At 70.4% G+C, this 20,722-nt stretch carries 23 protein-coding genes; 14 read left to right on the top strand and 9 right to left on the bottom strand.

The window, feature by feature from the left end; genetic code table 11:
* Positions 1-19: 19 nt before the first annotated feature.
* Positions 20-877: an SCO6745 family protein gene (locus tag Q2K19_RS08920; protein WP_302772352.1), complete on the bottom strand. Its 858-nt coding sequence runs from the start codon at positions 875-877 to the stop codon at positions 20-22.
* A gap of 139 nt (positions 878-1,016) precedes the next feature.
* Complete coding sequence (locus Q2K19_RS08915; RefSeq protein WP_302769363.1) at positions 1,017-1,670, bottom strand: FKBP-type peptidyl-prolyl cis-trans isomerase; 654 nt, start codon at positions 1,668-1,670, stop codon at positions 1,017-1,019.
* A gap of 171 nt (positions 1,671-1,841) precedes the next feature.
* On the opposite strand from Q2K19_RS08915, the gene Q2K19_RS08910 reads away from it, so the two are divergent.
* A complete protein-coding gene (locus tag Q2K19_RS08910) occupies positions 1,842-2,234 on the top strand; it encodes a PPOX class F420-dependent oxidoreductase (protein WP_302769360.1) in 393 nt (130 codons plus the stop codon).
* A gap of 238 nt (positions 2,235-2,472) precedes the next feature.
* On the top strand, positions 2,473-3,333 hold the full coding sequence (locus Q2K19_RS08905; protein WP_302769359.1) for a zinc metalloprotease: 861 nt from the start codon (positions 2,473-2,475) through the stop codon (positions 3,331-3,333).
* A gap of 74 nt (positions 3,334-3,407) precedes the next feature.
* Here the strand turns inward: Q2K19_RS08905 and ku are convergent, their stop codons facing one another.
* Positions 3,408-4,436: a non-homologous end joining protein Ku gene (gene ku, locus Q2K19_RS08900; protein WP_302769356.1), complete on the bottom strand. Its 1,029-nt coding sequence runs from the start codon at positions 4,434-4,436 to the stop codon at positions 3,408-3,410.
* Between the two features lie 85 nt (positions 4,437-4,521).
* On the opposite strand from ku, the gene ligD (Q2K19_RS08895) reads away from it, so the two are divergent.
* From ligD (Q2K19_RS08895) to Q2K19_RS08885, 3 genes are all read left to right on the top strand, one after another.
* Positions 4,522-5,460, top strand: coding sequence for a non-homologous end-joining DNA ligase (gene ligD / locus Q2K19_RS08895; protein WP_302769353.1), 939 nt, complete (start codon positions 4,522-4,524; stop codon positions 5,458-5,460).
* Positions 5,450-6,364 (top strand): non-homologous end-joining DNA ligase, encoded by a 915-nt coding sequence (gene ligD / locus Q2K19_RS08890; protein WP_302769352.1) that lies wholly within the window; start codon positions 5,450-5,452, stop codon positions 6,362-6,364. The genes ligD (Q2K19_RS08895) and ligD (Q2K19_RS08890) overlap by 11 nt, the downstream gene beginning before the upstream one ends.
* A 110-nt stretch (positions 6,365-6,474) precedes the next feature.
* Complete coding sequence (locus tag Q2K19_RS08885) at positions 6,475-7,680, top strand: low temperature requirement protein A (RefSeq protein ID WP_302769350.1); 1,206 nt, start codon at positions 6,475-6,477, stop codon at positions 7,678-7,680.
* 66 nt (positions 7,681-7,746) lie between these two features.
* On the opposite strand, the gene Q2K19_RS08880 is transcribed toward Q2K19_RS08885, so the two are convergent.
* Together Q2K19_RS08880 and Q2K19_RS08875 are read right to left on the bottom strand one after the other, a co-directional pair.
* Positions 7,747-8,241 (bottom strand): cupin domain-containing protein, encoded by a 495-nt coding sequence (locus Q2K19_RS08880; RefSeq protein WP_302769348.1) that lies wholly within the window; start codon positions 8,239-8,241, stop codon positions 7,747-7,749.
* 25 nt (positions 8,242-8,266) lie between these two features.
* Positions 8,267-8,638: a DUF4267 domain-containing protein gene (locus Q2K19_RS08875; RefSeq protein ID WP_302769347.1), complete on the bottom strand. Its 372-nt coding sequence runs from the start codon at positions 8,636-8,638 to the stop codon at positions 8,267-8,269.
* Positions 8,639-8,726: 88 nt separating this feature from the next.
* On the opposite strand from Q2K19_RS08875, the gene Q2K19_RS08870 reads away from it, so the two are divergent.
* The 4 genes from Q2K19_RS08870 (at position 8,727) to Q2K19_RS08855 (ending at position 12,026) form a co-directional block, all read left to right on the top strand.
* Entirely contained in the window at positions 8,727-9,299 is a 573-nt protein-coding gene (locus Q2K19_RS08870) for a TetR/AcrR family transcriptional regulator (protein WP_302769344.1), read from the top strand.
* 45 nt (positions 9,300-9,344) lie between these two features.
* Positions 9,345-10,100 carry a TIGR03089 family protein gene (locus tag Q2K19_RS08865; protein WP_302769341.1) on the top strand — a complete coding sequence of 252 codons (756 nt, stop codon included), beginning with the start codon at positions 9,345-9,347 and terminating at the stop codon, positions 10,098-10,100.
* 61 nt (positions 10,101-10,161) lie between these two features.
* Complete coding sequence (locus tag Q2K19_RS08860; RefSeq protein WP_302769338.1) at positions 10,162-11,007, top strand: patatin-like phospholipase family protein; 846 nt, start codon at positions 10,162-10,164, stop codon at positions 11,005-11,007.
* A gap of 146 nt (positions 11,008-11,153) precedes the next feature.
* The gene (locus Q2K19_RS08855) at positions 11,154-12,026 is read left to right on the top strand and encodes a GNAT family N-acetyltransferase (RefSeq protein WP_302769335.1); all 873 of its coding nucleotides are present in this window, start codon (positions 11,154-11,156) and stop codon (positions 12,024-12,026) included.
* A gap of 317 nt (positions 12,027-12,343) precedes the next feature.
* Here Q2K19_RS08855 and Q2K19_RS08850 read toward each other — a convergent pair whose 3' ends face one another.
* Positions 12,344-12,610, bottom strand: coding sequence for a hypothetical protein (locus Q2K19_RS08850; RefSeq protein WP_302769332.1), 267 nt, complete (start codon positions 12,608-12,610; stop codon positions 12,344-12,346).
* Positions 12,607-12,885, bottom strand: a complete 279-nt coding sequence (locus Q2K19_RS08845; protein ID WP_446839760.1) for a DivIVA domain-containing protein — start codon at positions 12,883-12,885, stop codon at positions 12,607-12,609. Before Q2K19_RS08845 ends, Q2K19_RS08850 begins: the two co-directional genes overlap by 4 nt.
* Positions 12,886-13,263: 378 nt before the next feature.
* Between Q2K19_RS08845 and Q2K19_RS08840 the strand changes: the two genes are divergently transcribed.
* Both Q2K19_RS08840 and Q2K19_RS08835 read left to right on the top strand, forming a co-directional pair.
* Positions 13,264-13,473: a GntR family transcriptional regulator gene (locus Q2K19_RS08840; RefSeq protein WP_302772349.1), complete on the top strand. Its 210-nt coding sequence runs from the start codon at positions 13,264-13,266 to the stop codon at positions 13,471-13,473.
* A 639-nt stretch (positions 13,474-14,112) separates the two neighbouring features.
* The gene (locus Q2K19_RS08835) at positions 14,113-14,979 is read left to right on the top strand and encodes a hypothetical protein (protein ID WP_302769331.1); all 867 of its coding nucleotides are present in this window, start codon (positions 14,113-14,115) and stop codon (positions 14,977-14,979) included.
* A gap of 1,039 nt (positions 14,980-16,018) precedes the next feature.
* Here the strand turns inward: Q2K19_RS08835 and Q2K19_RS08830 are convergent.
* Positions 16,019-16,327 carry a hypothetical protein gene (locus Q2K19_RS08830; RefSeq protein ID WP_302769330.1) on the bottom strand — a complete coding sequence of 103 codons (309 nt, stop codon included), beginning with the start codon at positions 16,325-16,327 and terminating at the stop codon, positions 16,019-16,021.
* A gap of 387 nt (positions 16,328-16,714) precedes the next feature.
* Between Q2K19_RS08830 and Q2K19_RS08825 the strand changes: the two genes are divergently transcribed.
* From Q2K19_RS08825 to Q2K19_RS08815, 3 genes are all read left to right on the top strand, one after another.
* Positions 16,715-17,401, top strand: a complete 687-nt coding sequence (locus Q2K19_RS08825; protein WP_302769328.1) for a hypothetical protein — start codon at positions 16,715-16,717, stop codon at positions 17,399-17,401.
* 864 nt (positions 17,402-18,265) lie between these two features.
* Complete coding sequence (locus Q2K19_RS08820) at positions 18,266-18,769, top strand: sigma-70 family RNA polymerase sigma factor (RefSeq protein ID WP_302769326.1); 504 nt, start codon at positions 18,266-18,268, stop codon at positions 18,767-18,769.
* Positions 18,769-19,551, top strand: a complete 783-nt coding sequence (locus Q2K19_RS08815; RefSeq protein WP_302769324.1) for a hypothetical protein — start codon at positions 18,769-18,771, stop codon at positions 19,549-19,551. The genes Q2K19_RS08820 and Q2K19_RS08815 overlap by 1 nt, the downstream gene beginning before the upstream one ends.
* Positions 19,552-19,804: 253 nt before the next feature.
* Here the strand turns inward: Q2K19_RS08815 and Q2K19_RS08810 are convergent, their stop codons facing one another.
* The gene (locus Q2K19_RS08810; RefSeq protein WP_302769322.1) at positions 19,805-20,710 is read right to left on the bottom strand and encodes an MBL fold metallo-hydrolase; all 906 of its coding nucleotides are present in this window, start codon (positions 20,708-20,710) and stop codon (positions 19,805-19,807) included.
* Between the last annotated feature and the right edge of the window lie 12 nt (positions 20,711-20,722).

Genomic DNA, 20,722 nt, shown 5'->3' with positions numbered 1-20,722 from the left:
GGACAGGGTCAGCTACCGCTCAGCGCGTCGGGCTGGGCGCGTCGGTGGCGCTACCGCGCTGCGCCGGCAGGCCGATCGGGGCCTTCGGCGGGATGATCGTGCGGCACCGGGTGGCGATCGGTTCGAGCAGCTCGCGCAGCCGCGCCGTACGCTCCACGCCCAGCGCCCGCCACGGGCCGAGGGCGGCCCGGTCGGTGGCGTCCTCGGCGGCCCGGAACGTCGCGGTGCTGTGCTCGGTCGGCTCCCGCCCGGCGGTCAGCCAGCCCTTCTCGACCAGCCGCTCCTCGGCGGCGGCCCACTCCTCGTCGGTCCAGCCCCGGGCCGCCTGGTGGAACTCCCGGGACTGGTCGACCCGGCACCGCCAGGCGATCACCTCGACCGGGTCCAGCCCGGTGCCGACCAGCGCGGCGACGTGCCCGTCGCCCCGGTGCTCGCGCAGCGTGGTGGCGGCCTGCCAGAGCCGGGCCAGCGGGTATTCCCCCCGGGGCAGGGCGGCGTTGACCGCGCCGAGCACCCGGCCGGCGGTCTCGACCCGCCCGGCCGCCTCCTCCAGCAGGTCCGCCGCCTCGACGAGGTGCGACTCGGGCAGCTCGTAGGTGAACTCGGCGAGCGCCTGCACGGCCCCGGTGAGCCGGGCGCGCAGCGCCTCCTGCGGGGTGGCCAGCCGCCACACCGACGGCAGCGCCCGGGCCACCATGGCCGGTGCGAAGCTGAAGAACGCGGCGACCACGATCGGCGCCCCGACCGGCCCCAGCGGGGCGGCCCGGCCGGCGAAGTAGCCCCGCCAGTAGCCCCGCAGCCCGACCGCCTCATAGGCGGCCCGGGCCCGGGGGTGGAAGTAGGTCACCGCGTGGACCGGCTCGAAGCACGTCCACATCTGCCGGGCGATCCCCGGGTCGTCCAGCGCCGCCACGTGCACCTCCGCGTCGGTGGGCAGGTCGCCGCGGGCGGACGGACCGCCCACGGTGACCTTGAATTTACTGCCGCTCGGTGACCGGACGGAAGCCTGCGGTGAGCTACTGCGCGGCGAGCACGTCAACGACGAAGCGCAGCGGGCCGGCCGGGCGACCGCCCGACGAGTCGTTGCCGTACGCCAGGTCGGCCGGGATGTCGAGCTGCACCCGGCTGCCCACCGGCACGCCCACCAGGCCCTTGTCCCAGCCCGGGATGACCTGCCCGACGCCGATCGGGAAGGTGGCCGGCTGCCCGTTGTTCCAGGAGGCGTCGAACTCCTTGCCGTCCTTGTAGAACACGCCCACGTAGTTGGTGGTGATCTGCTGGCCGGCCTTGACGGCCGGACCCTTGCCCTTGATCAGCGTGGTCACGGACAGCTTCTTGAGGTCGCCGGTGCCCGGTTCGACCTTCGGCTTGGTGGCCAGCGCCGGGTCGGCGCCCTCGGGGAGCGCCGGGGCGGCGACGCTGGGCTCGACGATCGAGCTGGCCGACGGGCTGGCGCCGGCGGCGGGCGTCTTGTCGTCGTCGCCGTTCAGCCAGACGATGCCGCCGATCAGCGCGGCCACCGCGAGGACACCGACCGCGGCGCCCAGCATCGACTGCCGGCGGCGGCGCGCCTCGGCGGCCTTCTTCGCCGCCAGCTGGGCGGCCAGCCGCCGCTCCGCCTTGGTGCCCGGGCCCTGGCCCGCCGACCGGTTCTGCACACGCTCGCTCACGTCGACTCCCCTGCTGGGTGGGTGGGTGCGGCTCGGCGGGCCGCCGCCGAGGCCAGCGCACACGGTACCCGGCCGGACGCCCGGGGTGCTCCTACGGCCGGTCGGATCCGGACAGCTCGGGCGTTAGCCGACCAGCAGCGACGAGCGGCGCAGCGGGGTACGTTCACGACCATGCAGATCCTCACCGAAGTAGACCTGGCCCTGCTCGCCGAGCCGCAGCTCGCCCACGTGGCCACCATCGAGCCCGACGGCACCCCGCACGTCACCCCGGTCTGGGTGGACCACGACGGCGAGCACATCGTGTTCAACACCGTGAAGGGCCGGAAGAAGTACCTCAACATGGCCCGCAACCCGTCGGTCGCGGTCTCGGTCGTCGACAAGGAGGACGACTTCCGCACGCTCTGGGTGAAGGGCACGGCGGAGTTCGTCACCGAGGGCGCGGACGCGCACATCGACAAGATGGCGAAGAAATACCTCGGGCAGGACAAGTACCCGTTCAGCCAGCCCGGCGAGGAACGGGTGATCGTCCGCGTCACTCCTACCGAGAAGCTCGGCCGCGGCTGACCTTGCCTCTCCTGGGGTCTGTTGTTAACGGTGAATGACGTGTTCTTATACCGGAACGACGATGTCAGGGGCCTCGGCGCGGCGACCCTCCTCCATCCCGCTCCGCCCCCGTCCCCCATTCGTGAGAGGTGCAACGATGCACAGGAGATCGACTTTCCAACTGGCAGTCCTGACTGCCACCGCCGCGACGTTTCTGGCGGCCGGTGGCGCTTCCGGGGCGGTGGCCTCGGCAGCGCCCGTGACCACCTCCCCGGGTGTCGCGGCGTGTGAGCCGGGTGCCGGCGCGCACAGCGCGGCCCGGGCGAGCGAGGGCGCCACCGCGCAGGAGCCGGAGCTGTACTCGAAGAACGAGGCGAACGCCTACGGCGTGATCAAGGATTCGCCGCGGCTGCCCAACGGCAGCGTCACCGTCCCCACCGTCTTCCACATGGTCTCCGACCACGCCCTCAGCGCGGCCGAGACCACCCGGTGGAACACCCTGATCGCGGCGCAGATGAAGGTGCTCAACGACTCGTACGCGGGCCGCACCGCGGCGGACGCCGCCGACACGCCGTTCCGGTTCTCGCTGGTCGACACGACGTGGACGGTGAACAGCGACTGGTACACCGTCGTGCCGGGCAAGAACGAGCGGGACATGAAGAAGGCGCTGTACACCGGCGACTCCCGCACGCTCAACGTCTACGCGGCGAACATCGGCGGCGGGCTCCTCGGCTGGGCCTACTTCCCGAAGGGCTACAACAACGGCCGGGACTACATCGACGGCGTGGTGATGCTCGACGAGTCGATGCCGGGCGGCACCGCGGGCAAGTACGCCCTGGGTGACACGCTGACGCACGAGGTCGGGCACTGGCTGATGCTGGAGCACACCTTCGCGCACGGCTGCTCCGCCTCCGGCGACTACGTCGCGGACACCCCGCGGGAGGCGCACCCGCAGTTCAACTGCCCGGTGGGCGCGGACACCTGCACCGCACCCGGGCTGGACCCGATCCACAACTTCATGGACTACACGCAGGACTCCTGCATGGACATGTTCACCGCGGGTCAGGCGGACCGGATGAGCGACGCCTGGCTGGCCTTCCGGGCCGGCGGCACCAGCTGACCAAGTGAAAGGAGGGGCCCCTTGTTAACGCCTCCGGTAGTAGAGGGGGCCCCTCCTAACACCCCGTGCTGGGCTCAGGCGGTTTTGCGCGGGGCGGCCTTCTTCGCGGCCTTCTTGGCCGGCGCGGCCTTCTTCTCCGCGGTCTTCTTGGCCGCCGCCTTCTTCGCCGGCTCCGCCTTCTTGGCGGCCTTCTTGGCCGGGGCCTTCTTCTCCGCCGCCTTCTTCGCCGGGGCCTTCGCCGTCTTCGCCGCCTTGGCCGCCTGCTGCGCGGAGCGGGCCGCCGAGATCGGGGTCGGCTCGGCCCCGCCGCCGGCCGGCGCCTCGCCCCGGGCCGCCCGGGCCCGCTCGACCGACGCCTTCAGGGCGGCCATCAGGTCCACCGCGGCGGCCGGCGCGGCCTCTTCCTCCTCCGGCTGGACCACCTCGCGACCCTCGACTTTGGCGTCGATGACCTCCTGCAACGCTGCCCGGTAGTCGTCGGTGAAGGCGTCCGGCTCGAACTCGCCGGCCATCGAGTCGATCAGCGAGCTGGCCATCGCCAGCTCCGGGGGACGCACCTTCAGGTCCTCGTCCAGGAAACCGAAGTCCGGGGTACGGATCTCGTCCGGCCAGAGCATTGTGTTGAGCAGCAGCACGCCCTCACGGACCCGCAGGGTGGCCAGCTGTTCCCGCTGGCGCAGCGCCACCTTGACGATCGCCACCCGCTCCGAGTCGGCGAGCGCCTCGCGCAGCAGCACGTACGGCTTGGTGGCCGAGCCCTCCGGCTCCAGGAAGTACGCCTTGTTGTAGAGGATCGGGTCGACCTGCTCGGCGGGGACGAACTCCAGCACGTCGATCGCGTGCGAGGTGCTCAGCGGCAGGTCGGCGAAGTCCTCGTCGGTGAGGATGACCATCTCCCCGCCGCCGATGTCGTACCCCTTGGCGATGTCGTCGTAGGTGACCTCCTCGCCGCAGACCGAGCAGGTGCGCTTGTAGCGAATGCGGCCGCCGTCCTCGCGGTGCACCTGGTGGAAGCGGATGTCCTTCTCCTCGGTGGCCGAGTAGACCTTCACCCCGATCGACACCAGGCCGAACGACACCGCTCCTTTCCAGATGGCTCGCATCCCGCGCTCCTCTCCCCGGTTCTGACCAGAATCGCAAATGATCGAACGGGACGCACGCGCTTCGCCGTGCAACTACAGTCAGAAGGTGCCCGGCGCGCCGTTGAAGCCGATGCTCGCGATGACCGGGCAGCTCCCGGTTGGTGCCGGCTGGGCGTACGAGTTCAAATGGGACGGGGTCCGCGCGCTCGCCGACATCTCCCACGGCGACCGGCACTTCTACGCCCGCTCCGGCGTGGAGATCACCATCGCGTACCCGGAACTGCTCAACCTGGCCGAGCAGGTGGACGACGCGCTGCTGGACGGCGAGGTGGTGCTCTTCACCGACGGGCAGCCCTCGTTCACCGCGCTGGCCGAGCGGATGCACGTACGCAACCCGGTCAAGGCGGCGCGGCTGGCGGCCACCGTCCCCGTCACGTACATGATCTTCGACCTGCTCCGGCTGGGCGGCGAGGACCTCACCGGCCGTCCCTACCGGGAGCGGCGGGCGGCGCTGGAGTCGCTCGGGCTGGGTGCCGCCCGCTGGGCGGTGCCGCCCACCTTCGCCGACGGCGCGGCCACCTATGAGGCGGCCGGCGAGCACGGCCTCGAAGGGGTGATGGCCAAGCGGGTCGACTCGCTCTACCGGCCGGGGGTGCGCTCGCCGGACTGGGTGAAGGTCAAGCTGGAGGTGACCGGCGACTTCGTGGTCGGCGGCTGGCGGCCGGGCGCGCGGAAGGTCGGCGGCCTGCTGGTGGGGGTGCCCCGGCCGGACGGGCGGCTCACCTACCGGGGCCGGGTGGGTGGCGGGATCGGCGCGGCGCTGGAACGGGAGTTGCTGCGCGAGCTGGAACCGCTGCGTACCGGCGCGGCGCCGTTCGCCGGGGACGTGCCGCGCGAGGATGCCCGCGGCGCGATCTGGGTAACTCCGCAGATCGTGGTGGAGGTGAAGTACGGCCAGCGCACCCCGGACGGCCGGCTGCGCTTCCCCCGGGTCCTGCGCCTGCGCCCGGACAAACCGCCCGAGGAGGTCGACGATGTCAGCTGACCGGTTGAAGGTGGACGTCGAGGGGCGCTCGCTGGAGTTGTCCAACCTGGACAAGGTCCTCTACCCGAAGGCCGGCTTCACCAAGGGCGAGGTGATCGACTACTACACCCGGATCGCCCCGGTGCTGCTGCCGCACCTGCGGGACCGGCCGCTGACCCGGATCCGTTACCCGAACGGCGTCGACGGCGGCTCGTTCTTCGAGAAGAACGCACCCGCCGCGACCCCCGCCTGGGTACGCACCGAGAACCTGCCCGCCCCCGGGTCGAGCAAGGGCCGGGAGACCATCGACTATGTGGTCGCCGACGATCTGCCGACGCTGGTCTGGCTGGCCAACCTCGCCGCGCTGGAGCTGCACACGCCGCAGTGGAAGATCGGCCAGCACCCGGACATGATGGTGGTCGACCTGGACCCGGGCGCGCCGGCCGCCTTGAAGCAGTGCTGCCAGGTGGCGCTGCTTATGCGGGACCGGCTCGCGGAGGACGGCATCGAGTCCTGTCCGAAGACTTCCGGCAAGAAGGGCATGCAGCTCTGCTGCCCGATCGCCGGCTCCCAGGACGCCGACCTGGTCTCCGCCTACGCGAGGCGGATCGCTCAGGAGCTGGAGAAGGCGCACCCGAAGCTGATCGTGTCGAAGATGGCGAAGAACCTGCGCCCGGGCAAGGTGTTCATCGACTGGAGCCAGAACAACGCGGCGAAGACGACGGTGGCGCCGTACTCGCTGCGCGCGCAGGACGTGCCGTCGGTGTCCACCCCGCTGACCTGGGACGAGGTCGAGGCGGGCGCGGCGGGCAAGCGGCCGTCGACGAAGCCGTACACGGCGGGTGAGGTGCTCAAGCGGGTGGAGAAGCAGGGCGACCTGCTCGCCCCGCTGCTGGAGGGTGGGCCCGAACTCCCCGAGGCGTGACGACGGCCGGTCATGGCCCGCCTGGATTCCCGGCGGAGCGTCCCGCGCCATGCGGCGCGTGGTACGACTGACGGCATAAATGCGGCATAGCTGACAGGACGGGCGCGCCGATGACCGCCGGCAACACGAGTGACCTGCTGCGGAGTCACGCCGAGCCGCAGCGGGCCACCTACGTCGAGCTCTTCTTCGACGTGATCCTCGTCTTCGCGCTGACCCGGCTGTCGCACACCCTGTTCACCGACCTCACCTGGCTCGGGGCGCTGCACACCGCCATCCTGCTCGCCGCGTTCTGGTGGATCTGGATCTTCACCGCCTGGACCACGGACCGCCTCAACCCGGCCCAGCCCGCGATCCAGGTCGTGATCATCCCCATCATGCTCGGCACCCTGATCATGGCGGGCGCGGCGCCCACCGCCTTCGGCGAGGATGGGATGATCTTCGCCGCCACCTACGTGATCATCCAGGTCGGCCGGGCCCTCTTCGTCACCACCGCGCTGCGCCGCCGGCCGGAGGTGGCGATCGGCTCGCCGCAGCAGCTCATCTGGAACTGCTTCGCCGGAGTGCTCTGGATCGCGGGCGCCCTGACCGCGGGCACCACCAGGGTGGTGATCTGGATCCTCGCGGCGCTCCTCGGCTACACCATGAGCCGGCTGGACTTCCGGCTGCCGATGCTCGGCCCGGCCCGGATCACCACTCAGGCGGTCTCCGCGGAGCATCTCGCCGAGCGATACCAGCAGATCATGATCATCGCGTTCGGTGAGTCGATCCTGGCCGCCGGCGGGCAGTTCGCTGCGTTCGGGTTCGAGCGGGACCGGCTGGTCGCGTTCGTGCTGGCCTTCGCCATCACCACGCTGCTGTGGCGGATCTACTTCTACCGCGCGGGTCTGATGCTCCCGGCGGCGATCGCGGCCAGCGCCGCGCCGGCCGTCTTCAGCCGGTCCGCCTCGTACGCCCATCTGGTCATGGCCGGCGGCATCGTGCTCAGCTCGGTCGGCGACGAGATCATCATCAACCACCCGTTCGCCGAGGCCAACCTGGTCTGGTCCGCCGTCATCCTGTGCGGACCCGCGCTCTACCTGGCCGGCCGGGCCCGGCTCGACTACCTGTCGTTCAGCAAGGTCGCCGTGTCCCGAGTGGTCGGTCTGCTCCTGCTCGTCGTGCTGTCACCCGTGCTGGCGTTCCTGTCGCCGATCCTGATCGCCGTCGTGGCCGTGGTCATCCTCACCGCGATCGCCGCGTCGGACACCATCGCCTGGCGCTTCCGCCCCAGCGAACCGAAGCCGCCGCCGCCCGGCAGACCGTACCGACGCCCGTAGCGCCGAGCGCTTGCCGCCCCGAATTGCCCCGCATCCTCGCGCGTCGGGGCAGTTCGGGGCGGTGGATCAGCGGCGGGCGGCGTCCCAGGTGGGGCTGCTGCGGAAGTACGTGTCGTACAGCTCCTGCACCTCCAGCAGGCTCTCCGGCGGCACCTTCCCGTAGGCGATCCGCTCCAGGTGGCGGAAGTATTCGAACCGTTCGACGCCGGGCGTGATGACGATGAGGATGTGGGCGTTCTCGCCCGGGGCGGCGGCGAACGCGTGCGCCAGGCCGGGCGGCACGATGACCAGGTCGCCGCGTTCGGCGGTGACCACCTGGTCGCCGGAGAGCAGTTGCGCGGTGCCCTCCAGCAGGTAGAACAGCTCGGCGGAGTTGGCGTGGTGGTGCGGCCGGGCACCGTCCGCGCCGTCGTGCAGGGTGACTCGCTGGCTGGAGAGCGCGCCGCCGGTGGCGCTGCTGTCGGCCAGCAGCCGGATCGTGGTGGGGGCACGGCCCACCACCTCGGCGTCCGCGTCACGGACGATGACGGACCGGTCGAAGTCGGGCGTGATCAGGGACATCGCGCTACTCCTGTCGTGGTGTGGGTCAGAGGGCGAACAGCAGGACGGCGTCGATCAGGATGGCCACGGCGGTGGCGAAGTGGATGCCGAAGGCGACGGCCTTCGTGCCGCCGTGCCGCAGCACGATGAGGGTGTCTCCCAGCGGGATGATCGCGACGATCAGCATGTACCAGGCGACGGCGTCGGCGCTGGTGAAGGCGATCAGGGCGAGGCCGAGCAGGCCGTAGCTGAGGTCACGCAGGCCCTTGATCGTGAGGTAGGCCGGGTCCCCGTCCGGTTTGGCCGGGACGCCGTAGCCGGCGGCCGAGGCCTGGGGCGCCAGGAGGAACCGGGCGCCGATGAAGACACAGAAGAGGCTGAGGACGATGGCGAGCCCGTAGGCGACGGTGCTGAGCATGTTCGGCTCCGAACGCTAGCAGTGCTAGATGTGAGAGCGACGCTAGCAGAGCGTCGGCAGATTGGCTAGCAGTGCTAGAGTTCCGGTCATGGCGATTCAGGCGCGGCGGGAGCGGGAGCGGGCGGAACGGGAGCGGGCGATCATCGCCGCGGCCCGGGAGCTGGCCGAGTCGGAGGGCTGGGACGCCGTCACCACCCGCCGGCTCGCCGCCGAGATCGAGTACAGCCAGCCCGTCCTCTACAGCCACTTCAAGGGCAAGGGCGCCATCATGGCGGCCGTCGCCGTGGAAGGCTCCGGCGATCTGGCCGTCGAACTCGCCGCCGCCCGGGCCGCCGCGACCGACGCGCGGCAGGCGGTGGCCGGCATCGCCACGGCGTACGCCGCGTTCGCCGAACGCCGGCCCGCGCTCTACGACGCGATATTCAACCTCCCGGTCGACCTGACCTTCGCCAGCCAGGAAACGCCGGTCGAGTTGGCCCGGGCCTTCGCCGAGCTGGCCGAGACCCTGCGCCCCTTCGCCGGTGACGACGACCTGGAGACGTTCACCGAGACCTTCTGGAGTGGGCTCCACGGCCTGGTCACGCTGATGCGCAACGGCCGACTGCGGCGGGAGGAACACGAGCGGCGGTTGGCGCTCCTGGTGGACCGATTCTGCCGCTGACGCTGGATCGTTAGGGTGGGCGGACCGGCAGGGAGGAGCGCCCCGATGGCTGTCCACACGCCCGTAACCGTTCCGGCCGACGCGCCGCGCGCGGCCGACCTTCCGCTGCTCACCTACTACGACGACGCGACCGGGGAGCGCACCGACCTGACCGCGCAGCAGCTCGGCGGGTGGGCGGCGCGCAGCGCGGCGCTGCTGCGCGACGGCTGCGGGCTCGGCCCCGGCAGCCGGGTCGCGGTGCTGCTGCCGCCGCACTGGCGGACCGCCGCGGTCCTCGTCGGCGCCTGGTCGGTGGGGATGGCGGTGTCGTTCCGGCCGCGGGCCACCGCCGGGCTGCCGGTCCTCGAACCGGGCGCCGACCTGCCGTACGACGGGGTCTTTGTGACCCCGGAACGCCTCGATGACTGGCTGGAGGACGTGCCCGACGGGGTGCACCGCTACCTCGTCGGCACCGGGCCCGGCCCGCTGAGCGACGTGCCGCTGGGCTGGCTCGACTGGTCCGCCGAGGCGCTCCGGCACGGCGACGCCACGCCCGACTACACCGCCGTCCGCCCGTCCGACCCGGCCAGCCCGGACGGCACCAGCTACGGCGAGTGGGCCGCGGTGGCGCGGGAGGTCGCCGGGCAGCTCGACCTGCGGGCCGGGGACCGGCTGCTGGTCGACACGGCCGAGCACGAGCAGCCGCTCAAGTGGCTGCTCGCCCCGCTCGCCGCCGGCGCGTCGGTGGTGCTCTGCGCGAACCTCGACCGGGCGAAGCTGGACGACCGGATCGCCGCCGAGCAGGTCACCCGCGTTCTCTGAGGCGACCGTCACGGACAACCGGGGGTCCACTGTGCCCGCCCGCCGTGGAAGGCTGGCGATCATGACCAACGCACTCGTACTCGCCGGTGGCGGGGTGGCCGGGATCGCCTGGGAGCTCGGTGTCCTGCGTGGCCTCGCCGACGCCGAACCGGCGCTCGCCGACCGCATCCTCGCCGCCGACGTGGTGGTGGGCACCTCCGCCGGCTCGTCGGTCGCCGCGCAGATCACCAGCGGCGTCCCGCTCGACGACCTGTACGCGGCCCAGCTGCGCCCGGAGACCGCCGAGATCGAGGTCGACGTCGACATGGAGAAGCTCTTCGCTGACTACGCCGCCAGGCTGACCGGGGCGTCCGGGCCTGAGGACGCCCGCCGCCGGCTGGGTGAGCTGGCCCTCGCCGCGCGGACGGTGGACCCGGCCGTCCGGCTCGCCGCGATCGACGCCCGGCTCCCGGTGAAGGAGTGGCCCGACCGGCGCGTGCTGCTGCCCGCGGTCGACGCCGAGTCCGGCGCCGAGGCGATCTTCACCCGCGAGTCCGGCGTGACCCTGCGCGACGCCGTCGCCGCCAGCTGCGCGGTGCCCGGCATCTGGCCGCCCGTCGCGATCGGCGATCGCCGTTACGTCGACGGCGGGGTGCGGTCGATGACCAACGCCGACCTGGCCGCCGGGGCCGACCGCGTACTGATCATCCAGCCGGTCCTCGCCGGCACGCCGCAGCCCTGGGGCGACCTCGACGCCGAGATCGCCGCGCTCGCCCCGGCCGCCGTCCACGTGATCAGCGCCGATCAGGCGTCCGTCGACGCGTTCGGCACCAACGCGCTGTCACCCGCGACCCGGGCACCGTCCGCCCGCGCCGGCCGGGCCGTCGGCGCGGCACACGCCGCCGCCGTGGCGGCCATCTGGAAGTGACCGGGGCCGGCCGCCGACGCGAAACTGGTTGACACTGGTCCATGCCGCAGGGCCTACTGCCCACCGGGCGCCGTCGCGCCGGCCCGGCATCAGCCGGCACGGCCGGCCACCAGGCGATCGGCCGCAGCGGACAGGGGCAGAGACTCATGGTGGACCGGACGGACGCGCTGACCTGGAAAGAGTTCGGCGAGGAGCATGTCGCTGCGCTGACCGAGCTGGCCGAGGCGTGTCTGGCCGTCGACGGCGGCCTGCCGCTGTTCACCAGCCCAGCACTGCTGCGGGCGCGACTGCTCCAGACCCGTACCCTCGGTGCCTGGCACGACGGCGCGCTCGTCGCGGCCGTCGGCGTCGGCACCGACCGCCGGCCGGCCACCAGCACCGGGCTGGTGCATCCCGCGTGGCGCGGGCGCGGCGTCGGCGGCCGGCTGCTGAGCTGGGCGGACGAGCAGGCCGGCGAGGCGGGCCTGCTGCTGACCACCGAGTCGTGGAACGCCGACGCGGACGCCCTGTTCACCAGCCGTGGCTTCGAGCAGACCTTCCTGGAGTGGGTGCTGCGGCACGACCTCGACGCGCTCCCCGACGTGGCCGCGCCGGACGGCGTGCGCACCGAACCGATCGCCTGGGAGATCGGCCCCGAACTGTTCGCCACCTACCGGGCGTCGTTCGCCGACCGGCCCGGCTTCGTCGAGCCGGACGCCGACGAGTGGCTGGGCGAGCTGCGGGAGGACGACGGCTACCGGCCGGACCTGTCGCTCATCGCCCGAGGTCCCGACGGTGCCGCCGTGGGCTTCCTCAACGTCATCGACAACTGGATCGACCAGGTGGGTGTCGTCCCCGGCTGGCGGGGCCGGCGGGTCGGGGCGTACCTGGTGGCGAGCGCACTGCGGGCCCTGGCCGCCGACGGCGCCGGCGAGGCGTGGCTCTGCGTCAACGACAACAACCCGGCCGCCGCGCTGTACCGGCGGCTCGGGTTCGACGACGCCGGCCGCCGCGCCCGCTACCTGCGCCGCCGCCCCTGACCGGCGCGGCTCACTGGAAGATTCTGCCGGGCCTTCTGGAGCGGCTCGGCTTGGTGATCAGGGAATCCCTGCGCCTGCGGCGCACCATGAGCGTGTTTGCCTTCCTCTTCAACCCTTTGAGGAATCTGTCCTTCATCGCGTGCCTCTCTTCTCTCGTACGTCAGATCGGAGATGGCGATCCCGCCGGGCCCGCCCAGCAGCGACGCTGGGTCCACCCGGCCTGGTCGTTCGCGTGTCGCAGCCCGCGTACCCGATGGGGCAGCCGTCATTCAGCAGCGTCGGCCAGGGTTCCTCCAGGCCGAGCGGCGGCCGACCGCTTACCGGCGGCTGAGCCACGGCGCGCGGCGCGCGCAGGGCGAGGTGTGGTCCACCGGCAGCGCACACCGCCCGCCGCCGGGCAGCGGCCGGTCGCAGAAAACCCAATGGCGTACGCACTGCTCGTCCTCGGCCGAGACGGTCACCCCGCCCGGCTCGACCCGGGCGCTGAAATGGGCCAGCACCCGGGCGGCGGTACGGGCGAAGATGCGGGCGCGGTGCAGGTCGGGCGCGGTGACCGGCAGGTGGATCACCCAGCGGTCGGTCATCGGTAGCGGCGGTTCGCCGACTGGGCGCTCTGCCACTCGCGCAGGGCGTTCTTGATCCGTACGTTCTCCTCCTGCACCGCGACCAGGGCCGTCTGCGCGACGGCCAGTTCGTCGGCGACGCGGTACAGGAAGGCACGGATCTCGACCGGATCGAGGCCGTGCCGGCGGACGTTGAAGCACCGGTCGCGGATCTGCCACGGCCGGAGCGGTTGCCTTCTGATGCCTTCTTCGATCGGTCGTCGCTCGTCGCGTCGGCCCGCCAGCCGACGGATCAGGTTGCGCACGGGGGACCGCCCTTCGTCGGGTCGCGTCGAAGTGTCTTGGGGGCGGCCTCCGCCGGGTTTCGGTCGGCGGGGGCCGCCCTGCCCTGCGGCCTTGTTTCGGGTACGGCGGCAGGACCGCGCTGGGGGAGCGCGGAGGGTGAGGTCTCGACGGCGATGCGAGACCGGTACGAGAGGCGCCAACCGACCGCAGCAGCACCGCATCACCGAGAGCGACGGTATTGCCACCGAGTCACCTATGTCAAGCATGTCCCCGAGTCAGCTACCCACCTACGTCACCACTGCTACGTGCGTTGCCTGTGCCGGAACGGTTGATCGATACTGGGCGGGCCAACCGACTGCAAGGGGCCTGACGTGCCTATTCCGCCCACGATGGACGAACTGCTCGATGACCTGCTGAGCAAGATCAAGAACGGGGCCTATCCGCCTGGTTCTCAGCTCCCCTCTGGGCGGGCGCTCGCAGACGCGTACGACGTCTCGCAGTCCACGATCAGCCGGGCGGTGGCGAGGCTGCGGGAGCAGGGTGTGCTGGTCGGGCGTCCGGGCCGAGGCGTCTTCGTCGCGGAGTCCCCACGACGCTGACCAGCCCTGCCAGTATCGCTGTAGCCGGCCGCGGGCAGCCGTGCTGCCGCTCTACCTCGACCCAGCACGGTAAGCCCGCAGCGGAGCAACGGGTCACAGAATCCGGCGTACAGGTCGACTCGTCCGTCGCCCACCAGGTCGCAGCCTCGATCAAGGCTGCGACCTGGTTGTATTTCAGGCTGTCTATGGGCGTTGGTGGTCATCATCGGTTGGCGTTCGACGCCCTGGAAACGCCCTGACGCCCTGGGGACGCCCTGATCTTGGACCGTGGCTAGCTGTACCGGGTGGCTGTACAGCAACCGACATGGGAAGTATCGATCAGCGGTTGGTGTCGATCCGCCTGCCTGCTCCCCCTGGTTGGGTGACGGCCTGGTCGTCGTTGTCATCCTTGACTGTGCTTCTCGGCTGTACAGCGACCAGGTCGACATGCGGTTTAGGAGTTGCCGGTCATGGCCGTAGGCAGCTTGCCGCTGCGGGGCCTGACGCGGCTGTGGTGGCGATTGCCGGGGCGACACGTTCCGTGAACGCCGATCAGGGCAGGCGGTCGCTTGGACCCGTGCTCTTCACATGACCTGGCCGGTGTTCTTAACATGATCAGCCGCGGGTCGCGTAGCCAGCGGGCATCGGTAGGGGTGTGGTGTGGGCAAGCGATCACGGATCGAGTGGCACAACAACAGCGCGCTCATCTGGACCTGGGGGCTGACGCTGATCGTGTCGGGCGTCGGGTTGCTGCTGCTGGGCGTTGCGGCGGTCCTCTGGGTGGTCCGCACCCCGGCCGAGGTCGCCGGTGGAGGCGGCAGATTCATGGTCCTGGCGATATTCGGTGCCGTCGCGCTTCTGGTAGCGGTGGCTGGACGAATCACCTCGGCCAACGCCCTGAGGTACGCAGACTCGACCCTGCCGCAGGTTCCCCACCAGCTCGGGGTGGCACACCAGGTCGGGAGGCAGCGGCGCTCGCTACGACGTCGCAGCGGCATTGCCTACCTGTATATGGCGGTTACCGTTGGCGGACTTGCCGGCTCCGCGCTGGCTACCTGGAATGATCCGCCCCGCGCTGGCAGTCTGCTCCTACTGGCGCTCGCCGCCGGCGGCGGTGTCGGCTGCTACCTGGCCGGTCCGGCAGCCCGGTTCGTCGTCACGCCGGAATATTTCCGCATCGAGACGGCGCTGCGCCGCATATCGGTACCTCGGCACCTGCTCGGCGACTTCTCCCAGCTCGGCGTAAAGATCCGTCTCGACCTGACCAACGGCGATCACGTCCAGTTCCGGGTCGACTCACCCCTACTGGACGGCGGCAACAGCAGGTACCGAACCAACGGGCGGACCCAGGCGCGCACGGTCGAGCGAATCGTGGCGATGCTGCGCGACGTGCCGAGCGCCGGTAGCGTCGACAGTCAGGTCGTAAGAGCGCCGAGGTGGGCCATGATCGCCCTCGCCGTCGCCGCCGGGCTGGTGTCAGTCGCCGCGTTCATCGCGCCAGTCTTGCTACCGGCGCTTAGACCCTGACCGCGAGACGCTGTAGCGGCATCCCAATCGGCGCTGACGGAAGGGTCGCCGGAGGACCAGATGCCCGCCGAACCGCCACGGCGGCAACATCCACGATCGCAGCCGGCATTGATAATCCATCGCCCGACAAGCGCGGGCCGGAAGAACACTCCCGGTACATAGATCTTTGGCTGTTCAGCCACCTCCTGATCCGTAGGAGTGTCCAGCGTCCATCGGGACCTGGCTCGCCTCGCCGCCATGCGTTGACCAGAGTTCACCCGATGGTGGCCGTTGGCGTCGCGCTGGGGTCAGGCTGGGGTCAGCGAGGACCAGCTTGGGAGTGTGCCTGCTCGGCGGCCCACAGAAGATCAGTGATGGCGAATCCGGGCAGCGCAAGTTCAGCCCCTGATGTGATTCGGAACGTGCCGCCAACCGCTTCAGGCATCCAGCCAGTCAGCATCCCGTATCTGGCAAGCGCACGGACCTCCTCAGCCGTCGGGTACGGATACGATTCCTCTCCAGGCGCCGGCAGGGGACGCTCAACCAGGTCGGCCTGCAGGGCACGGCCGTTCTTTCCGGCTCCCCAGACGCGGACCCGGATGCAGCGGTGACGAAAACCGTCAGGTCCAGGGGCGGCCCGGATGTCTGCCTTCCAGGTGAACTCCCGGCCGTCAATATGCAGCTTCCGTAGCCTCGACCTCATCCGCCCGTGCCTCCACTCCTGCAGATCACCCTAAAGTTCGGTACCTCTCACGCTCCCGTAGCGGCCCCCGCCGACGGTACTGGCCGGCATGCGAATGCTGGGCTACACCGCCTTGCTGGCCGCCACGTCCAGGAGCTGACCGCCATTGACCCTCGGCTTCCCTGCCAACGGGCACGGAACGGGCACGGCGACCGAAGGATTATGAGATCAAAATGGGCGACCCGGCACGCTGCACGGATGGGCTTCTAGCAGCGGAAACACCTCTCGACATCTCTCACCACTCCCCCGCTGTCCGTGGACCTCTTGCGGACCAAATGCGGACCGCTCGCCTACCAGGCCCGGACGCCCGCGGCTTCCTCATCGGCTCGACGGCATCGGCCCGCCGGACAGGACCCCGTGGACGAGAACGATCAAGAACATGACGCCGGCCGCAGCGAAGATCACGCCAATCACCCGTTCCAGCAGAACGAAACGCGCTAGACGCTTGTCGTACTGGGCATCCGGAAGCCAGCGCCACGGCGGAACTCGCCGTAGCACACTCGCGGTGGCCATCGACCGGCGCATGTGCCACTCGGTCACGCCTCGAAAGTTGGTCGCCAGGGCGACACCGATGAGGCCCATGGTCAGACTCATCATGACAGCGGCAACGAAGCGCCATGTCTCCATCTGACCTCCTTGACGCGGGTCACCGATCATATGTGGCCCTGCATTGCAAAGATCAAGACTGCTGTCGGCTGGCGTCGGTGGCTGCCGTTGACCTGCTCGCCTTGTCGCCTCGCGCCGACCCCGGGCCGTCTCCGTCGGCCGGCTTGTCTGTACGGATGGCTGTACAGCCACCTTCAGATCCGTAGATTCCCAAGACCATGTCTAAGCCGTCCGATGCCGTCCGCCTGGTCCTGGTCCTCAAGCGTTCGGCAACTCGATCGGTCCCGTCCCGTCCGGTCCAGTCCGCCCCGGTGGCTCCCAAGCGTGGCTCCAGACCGGCTACTGGCACGTGGATGGCACGCGGCCTACGGGCAGCCATGGGCAGCGCCCCCTGGCATACTGCCGGCCGTGAAACTGACCCTTCGCCGTTGGCTTGCAGTGGGGCTTCTGGTTGTCGCCGCAATGGCAGTTGCTGTGACGGTCATTGCGAACGTAGACGGGGTCGGAGGGTTCGCTTGGCGTTGCGACGGAGGAGGGCAGCTGTGCTTTAGCCCCAAGCGAGGGGGGCACATCTACCTGCGACCATTGGCCCATCCGCTTTTGGGTATCGCGCTCGCCGCCGGCCTTGTGGCGGCAGCCGCTCAACTCGCTGTTAGGCACCGCGTTCTACGTGTCGCCTCACAGGCCGTCGTGGCGGTCGTAGCTGTCGCAGCCTTGCTTCTCGGTCTGCTCGAATCCCTCGGTCCCCGGGTCGGGGCGTCCAGGGACGCGGTCGTGGCGACATCTCCCAACTTCAGGCTCGTGTCGTATCGATCTCCCGGCTTCTTCAGCTCCGGCAGCGTATTGCTGAGGCTGCAGAGCCGAGAGGGCATTGCCAGCCGCGAGGGTAGCGAGAGTCTGGCCTGCTTCATCGAGGCAAGCTCTGGCGCCGGCCCGGAATGGCTTTTCGGCCGGGCCAGCTTCGTTGACAACGACGAGGTCGCGCTGTCCGCCAAGGATGGGACCACGTGGCGAGTTCGCTTCGACACGAAGACCCTTTCATCGGTGAACCGTGTCGATAGATGCACCGACGCACCAGACCCGGCAGCTGACTAGGGCCGCGTCTGGCAGTAGCACCAACCGCGAGCGATAGAGCGGATCTCCTCGTCGGGCGGTCTCCGACCTTCCGGCCTCCCCGTCCGGGGAGGCTGGTAGCCCTTGTGGTGCCCGGCGAGGTGATCTGCGGCGGCATCTCTGAGGAGGGTCGGGGTTCGGGGCAGAGCCCCGAGGTCTTCATGGTCCTGGTCGTCCCTCAGCGTGGCCGGCCGGCCCGGCCGATGCCGGCCGGAGGTCGCCAGCAGGCCGGGGCCGGGCCGGCGCGGCCCGCTTCGCGGGCCGCCTTGATCTATAAGAGGTCTATTCGGCAACTGGTTTGCTTCAACGACGCAGCGGTTCGGTCATCCCGTACCTGAGGCGGCCGGTGAACACAAGTGTCCGCAAGGCATCCGACTGAAGTCGAAGCGGGGTAGACAGCGGGGATTCTCCGGCTCGACGGCGAGATCGACTCGGTCGTGGCCGTGCGCATCGACGACGGCCTGATCACCGGGCTCTACGCCGTGCGCAATCCCGAAAAGCTGTCGCACATGGTTCGGGAGACCGTCCTGAGCCGCTGAGTCCGGAGCGGCTCGGGAACCAACAACACAACCGGGTGGGACGTCACACCGGTCGCGGCCGAGGGCGCCCGCGTCCCGATCCAGGTCTGGACGATCTTGCAACATCGATCGCCTCCGGACTCGCTACGTACTGCTGGGGGACCTTTTCGAAGCCGTCTGGCCTGGTTGCTCTGGGACGCGCTGCGGCGATGCCGTCATACACGTCCCGGTACTTCCGACAGCGGCACCCCAACCATCGGACGTGCTCGTTCGTCTTGATGGTAGGGCGGCAGGATCCCGATACGAACGACGCGGAGGAGGGGGCGGGGTGACGAGTTGGGAAGGCGTGCTCACCGGGCTGGTGCAGCAGCGGGGCACTGCGCTCAAGCGGTACGGCTACCTCCTGTGCGGTGACAGCAGCGAGGCCGAGGACCTGGTTCAGGAGGCCCTCGTTCGCACGTTCAGCTCTGCCCGGCGCACTGAGGTGGGACAGGTCGAGGGGTACGTCCGCACCGTCATGCTGCGCTTGTACCTCGACCGGACGCGTCGGCGGAACCTCTGGCGGCGGATCCAGCCGCTCGCGGCGCCGGCGCCACAGCCGGATCAGCACGCGTACGCGGACCTGCGGGGAGATCTCGGCCGCGCGCTGCGGGAGTTGTCCGCCCGGCAGCGGGCGTGCGTAGTCCTGCACTACTACCTCGACCTTTCGGTGCAGGAGTGCGCCGATCTGCTCGACCTCAAGCCCGGAGCCGTGAAGCGGTACCTGTACGAGGCCCGCTCGCGGCTCGCCGAACGGCTCGGGCCTCCCGAGCCTGCCCGGGAGGAGCACTGATGCAGCCTGATGAGCCGCAGCTGCGCGACGGTCTGGAGGTGGTCGCGGCGCAAGCCGGGCCGCTCCGCCTCGACGCGGCACCTGTCGTGAGGCGGGTACGCCGCCGTCGCCGTCGCCGGGCGCTGGTCGGCGCCACTGCCGGGACCGCCATCGCGGTGCTGGCCGTTACGGCGGTCGTGGGGAGTCTCGGCGGCGCCCCCCGACCGGAGCGGGCGGTCGGGGGAGATGCGTCGGTCGATCCGTCGATGGCGGTCACGTCCCCGGCCGCCTCGCCGGTGCCCGACTCCCCGGTGTTCATGTGCGGCCGCCGGCTCGACCTGCCCGACTCGGCAAGCACCCGGTCGGTTCTAACGATGACGGTGGGCACCGCCAGGTATCGCAGCGACGACGTCGGGCCCATGCTCGGCGTCACCTTCACCGCCACCGCCGCGACCCAGGTCACCTCCAGTCCGCCGAGTCTGTTCCAGGTGCTGTATCTCCGGGACGGGCTCATCGTCGGCGGAGGCCCGATGTTGAACGATCCGGGGGATATGCAGCCCCAGGGCATCGATGCCGTGGGCTACGCGTTCGAGGTCGGGCCCCGGCGTCCGGCACAGCTCGATCTCGGGGCGCGCGACCGGCTCTGTCCGTCCCTGACCTGGCGCCAAATCTGGTCCGAGTTCGAAGCGTACGAGGTGGTGGTGCTCCAGGGGCCGGTCCAGGGCGGATCGGGACAGCTGTCGATTGGCATCCCGGCCCTGTCCGGCCCGCTGCTGACCGGCCGGGCCCGGTTGTCCCGGTGAGCAGTGCGCGGTGCCGACATGGCACCGCGCACCATCTCCGACCGATCAGCTCACGGCGCGAGGGTCATTCCGAAGTTGGAGAAGAGGCGGCCACAGCGCCCTCATGACAGAGAGATTCGGGTCGGGTAAGGGCGTCGTCGTCGGGACGAGCGGGGCAAGGACGGTCTGCGGTGGTGGCGCGTCCGCGGCGGCGTCGCTGCGGGCGCCAGAGCAGCTTTGACCCCTTTCCAGAGCCAATGATCGTGATCAGGGATCAGGCGCTCGGGTCGTGGGTGGGGATGATGCGGACCTGGTTCCGGACAGCATGCAGCCGGTGCAGTGTATGGAAGGCTCCGTCGCGGTCGTCGTCGACGAGCCAGCCCGGGTACGGCGCCTTCTGCCGGACGTGTTCGATCTGCAGCCCGTGCCAGGCCGCGTCACCGGCGACCAGCACCGGTCCGTTGGGGGTACGCAGCAGGACACCGGCACTCCCCGGCGTGTGCCCGGCCAGCTCGACCATGATCATTGACCCGTCGCCGAGCAGGTCGTGACTGCGCTCGAAGGTGAGCACCGGCGGCCCCTCCAACTCGTAGCTGTCCAGCCGGCGGCCCTGGAGTGCGGCTCGGACCCCGCCTGCTGGTGCGGCGGCGCCGGACATCATCCAGTCTCGTTCGCGCTCCCGCACCATCACCGGCAGCCCGGGAAGGTCGAGCAGTCCGCAGACGTGGTCCCAGTGCAGATGGGTGGGTAGTGCGAAGTCGATCGTGTCGGCCGGAATGCCGGCCCGTTCCAGCGCCGTCGTGGTCGGCAGCACCTGATAGCGCGGCTGCACCACCGGCCGCAACGTCCACGGCAGCTCGCCGATCACCCGGTCGCCGACGTCGGTGCAGACCGACGGGTCGAGCAGCACGGTGACCTCCGGATGCCGGATCACGTACGTGGTCAGGGCATTGCCGACCCGGCGCGGTTTCCGGACGGCCTCGGCGATCAGTGGCGTCGGCACCGACCGCACCGTCTGGTTCAATGCGATCAGCTCGACCTCGACATCCCCGGGCGGGATACCGGCGTCGGACAGCCCGGCCAGGAAGCGCCGGTCGATCGGACGCGGCCGGATCAGGCGGTACGGCACCGCAGCCAGCGCACCGGCCGCCACCGCGGCCTCACGGACCGTGTGGATCATGAACTTCTCCCC

The sequence above is a fragment of the Micromonospora sp. NBRC 110009 genome (assembly GCF_030518795.1).
In the GTDB taxonomy this organism is placed as follows: domain Bacteria; phylum Actinomycetota; class Actinomycetes; order Mycobacteriales; family Micromonosporaceae; genus Micromonospora.
This window is presented reverse-complemented; position numbering and strand designations above follow the sequence as displayed.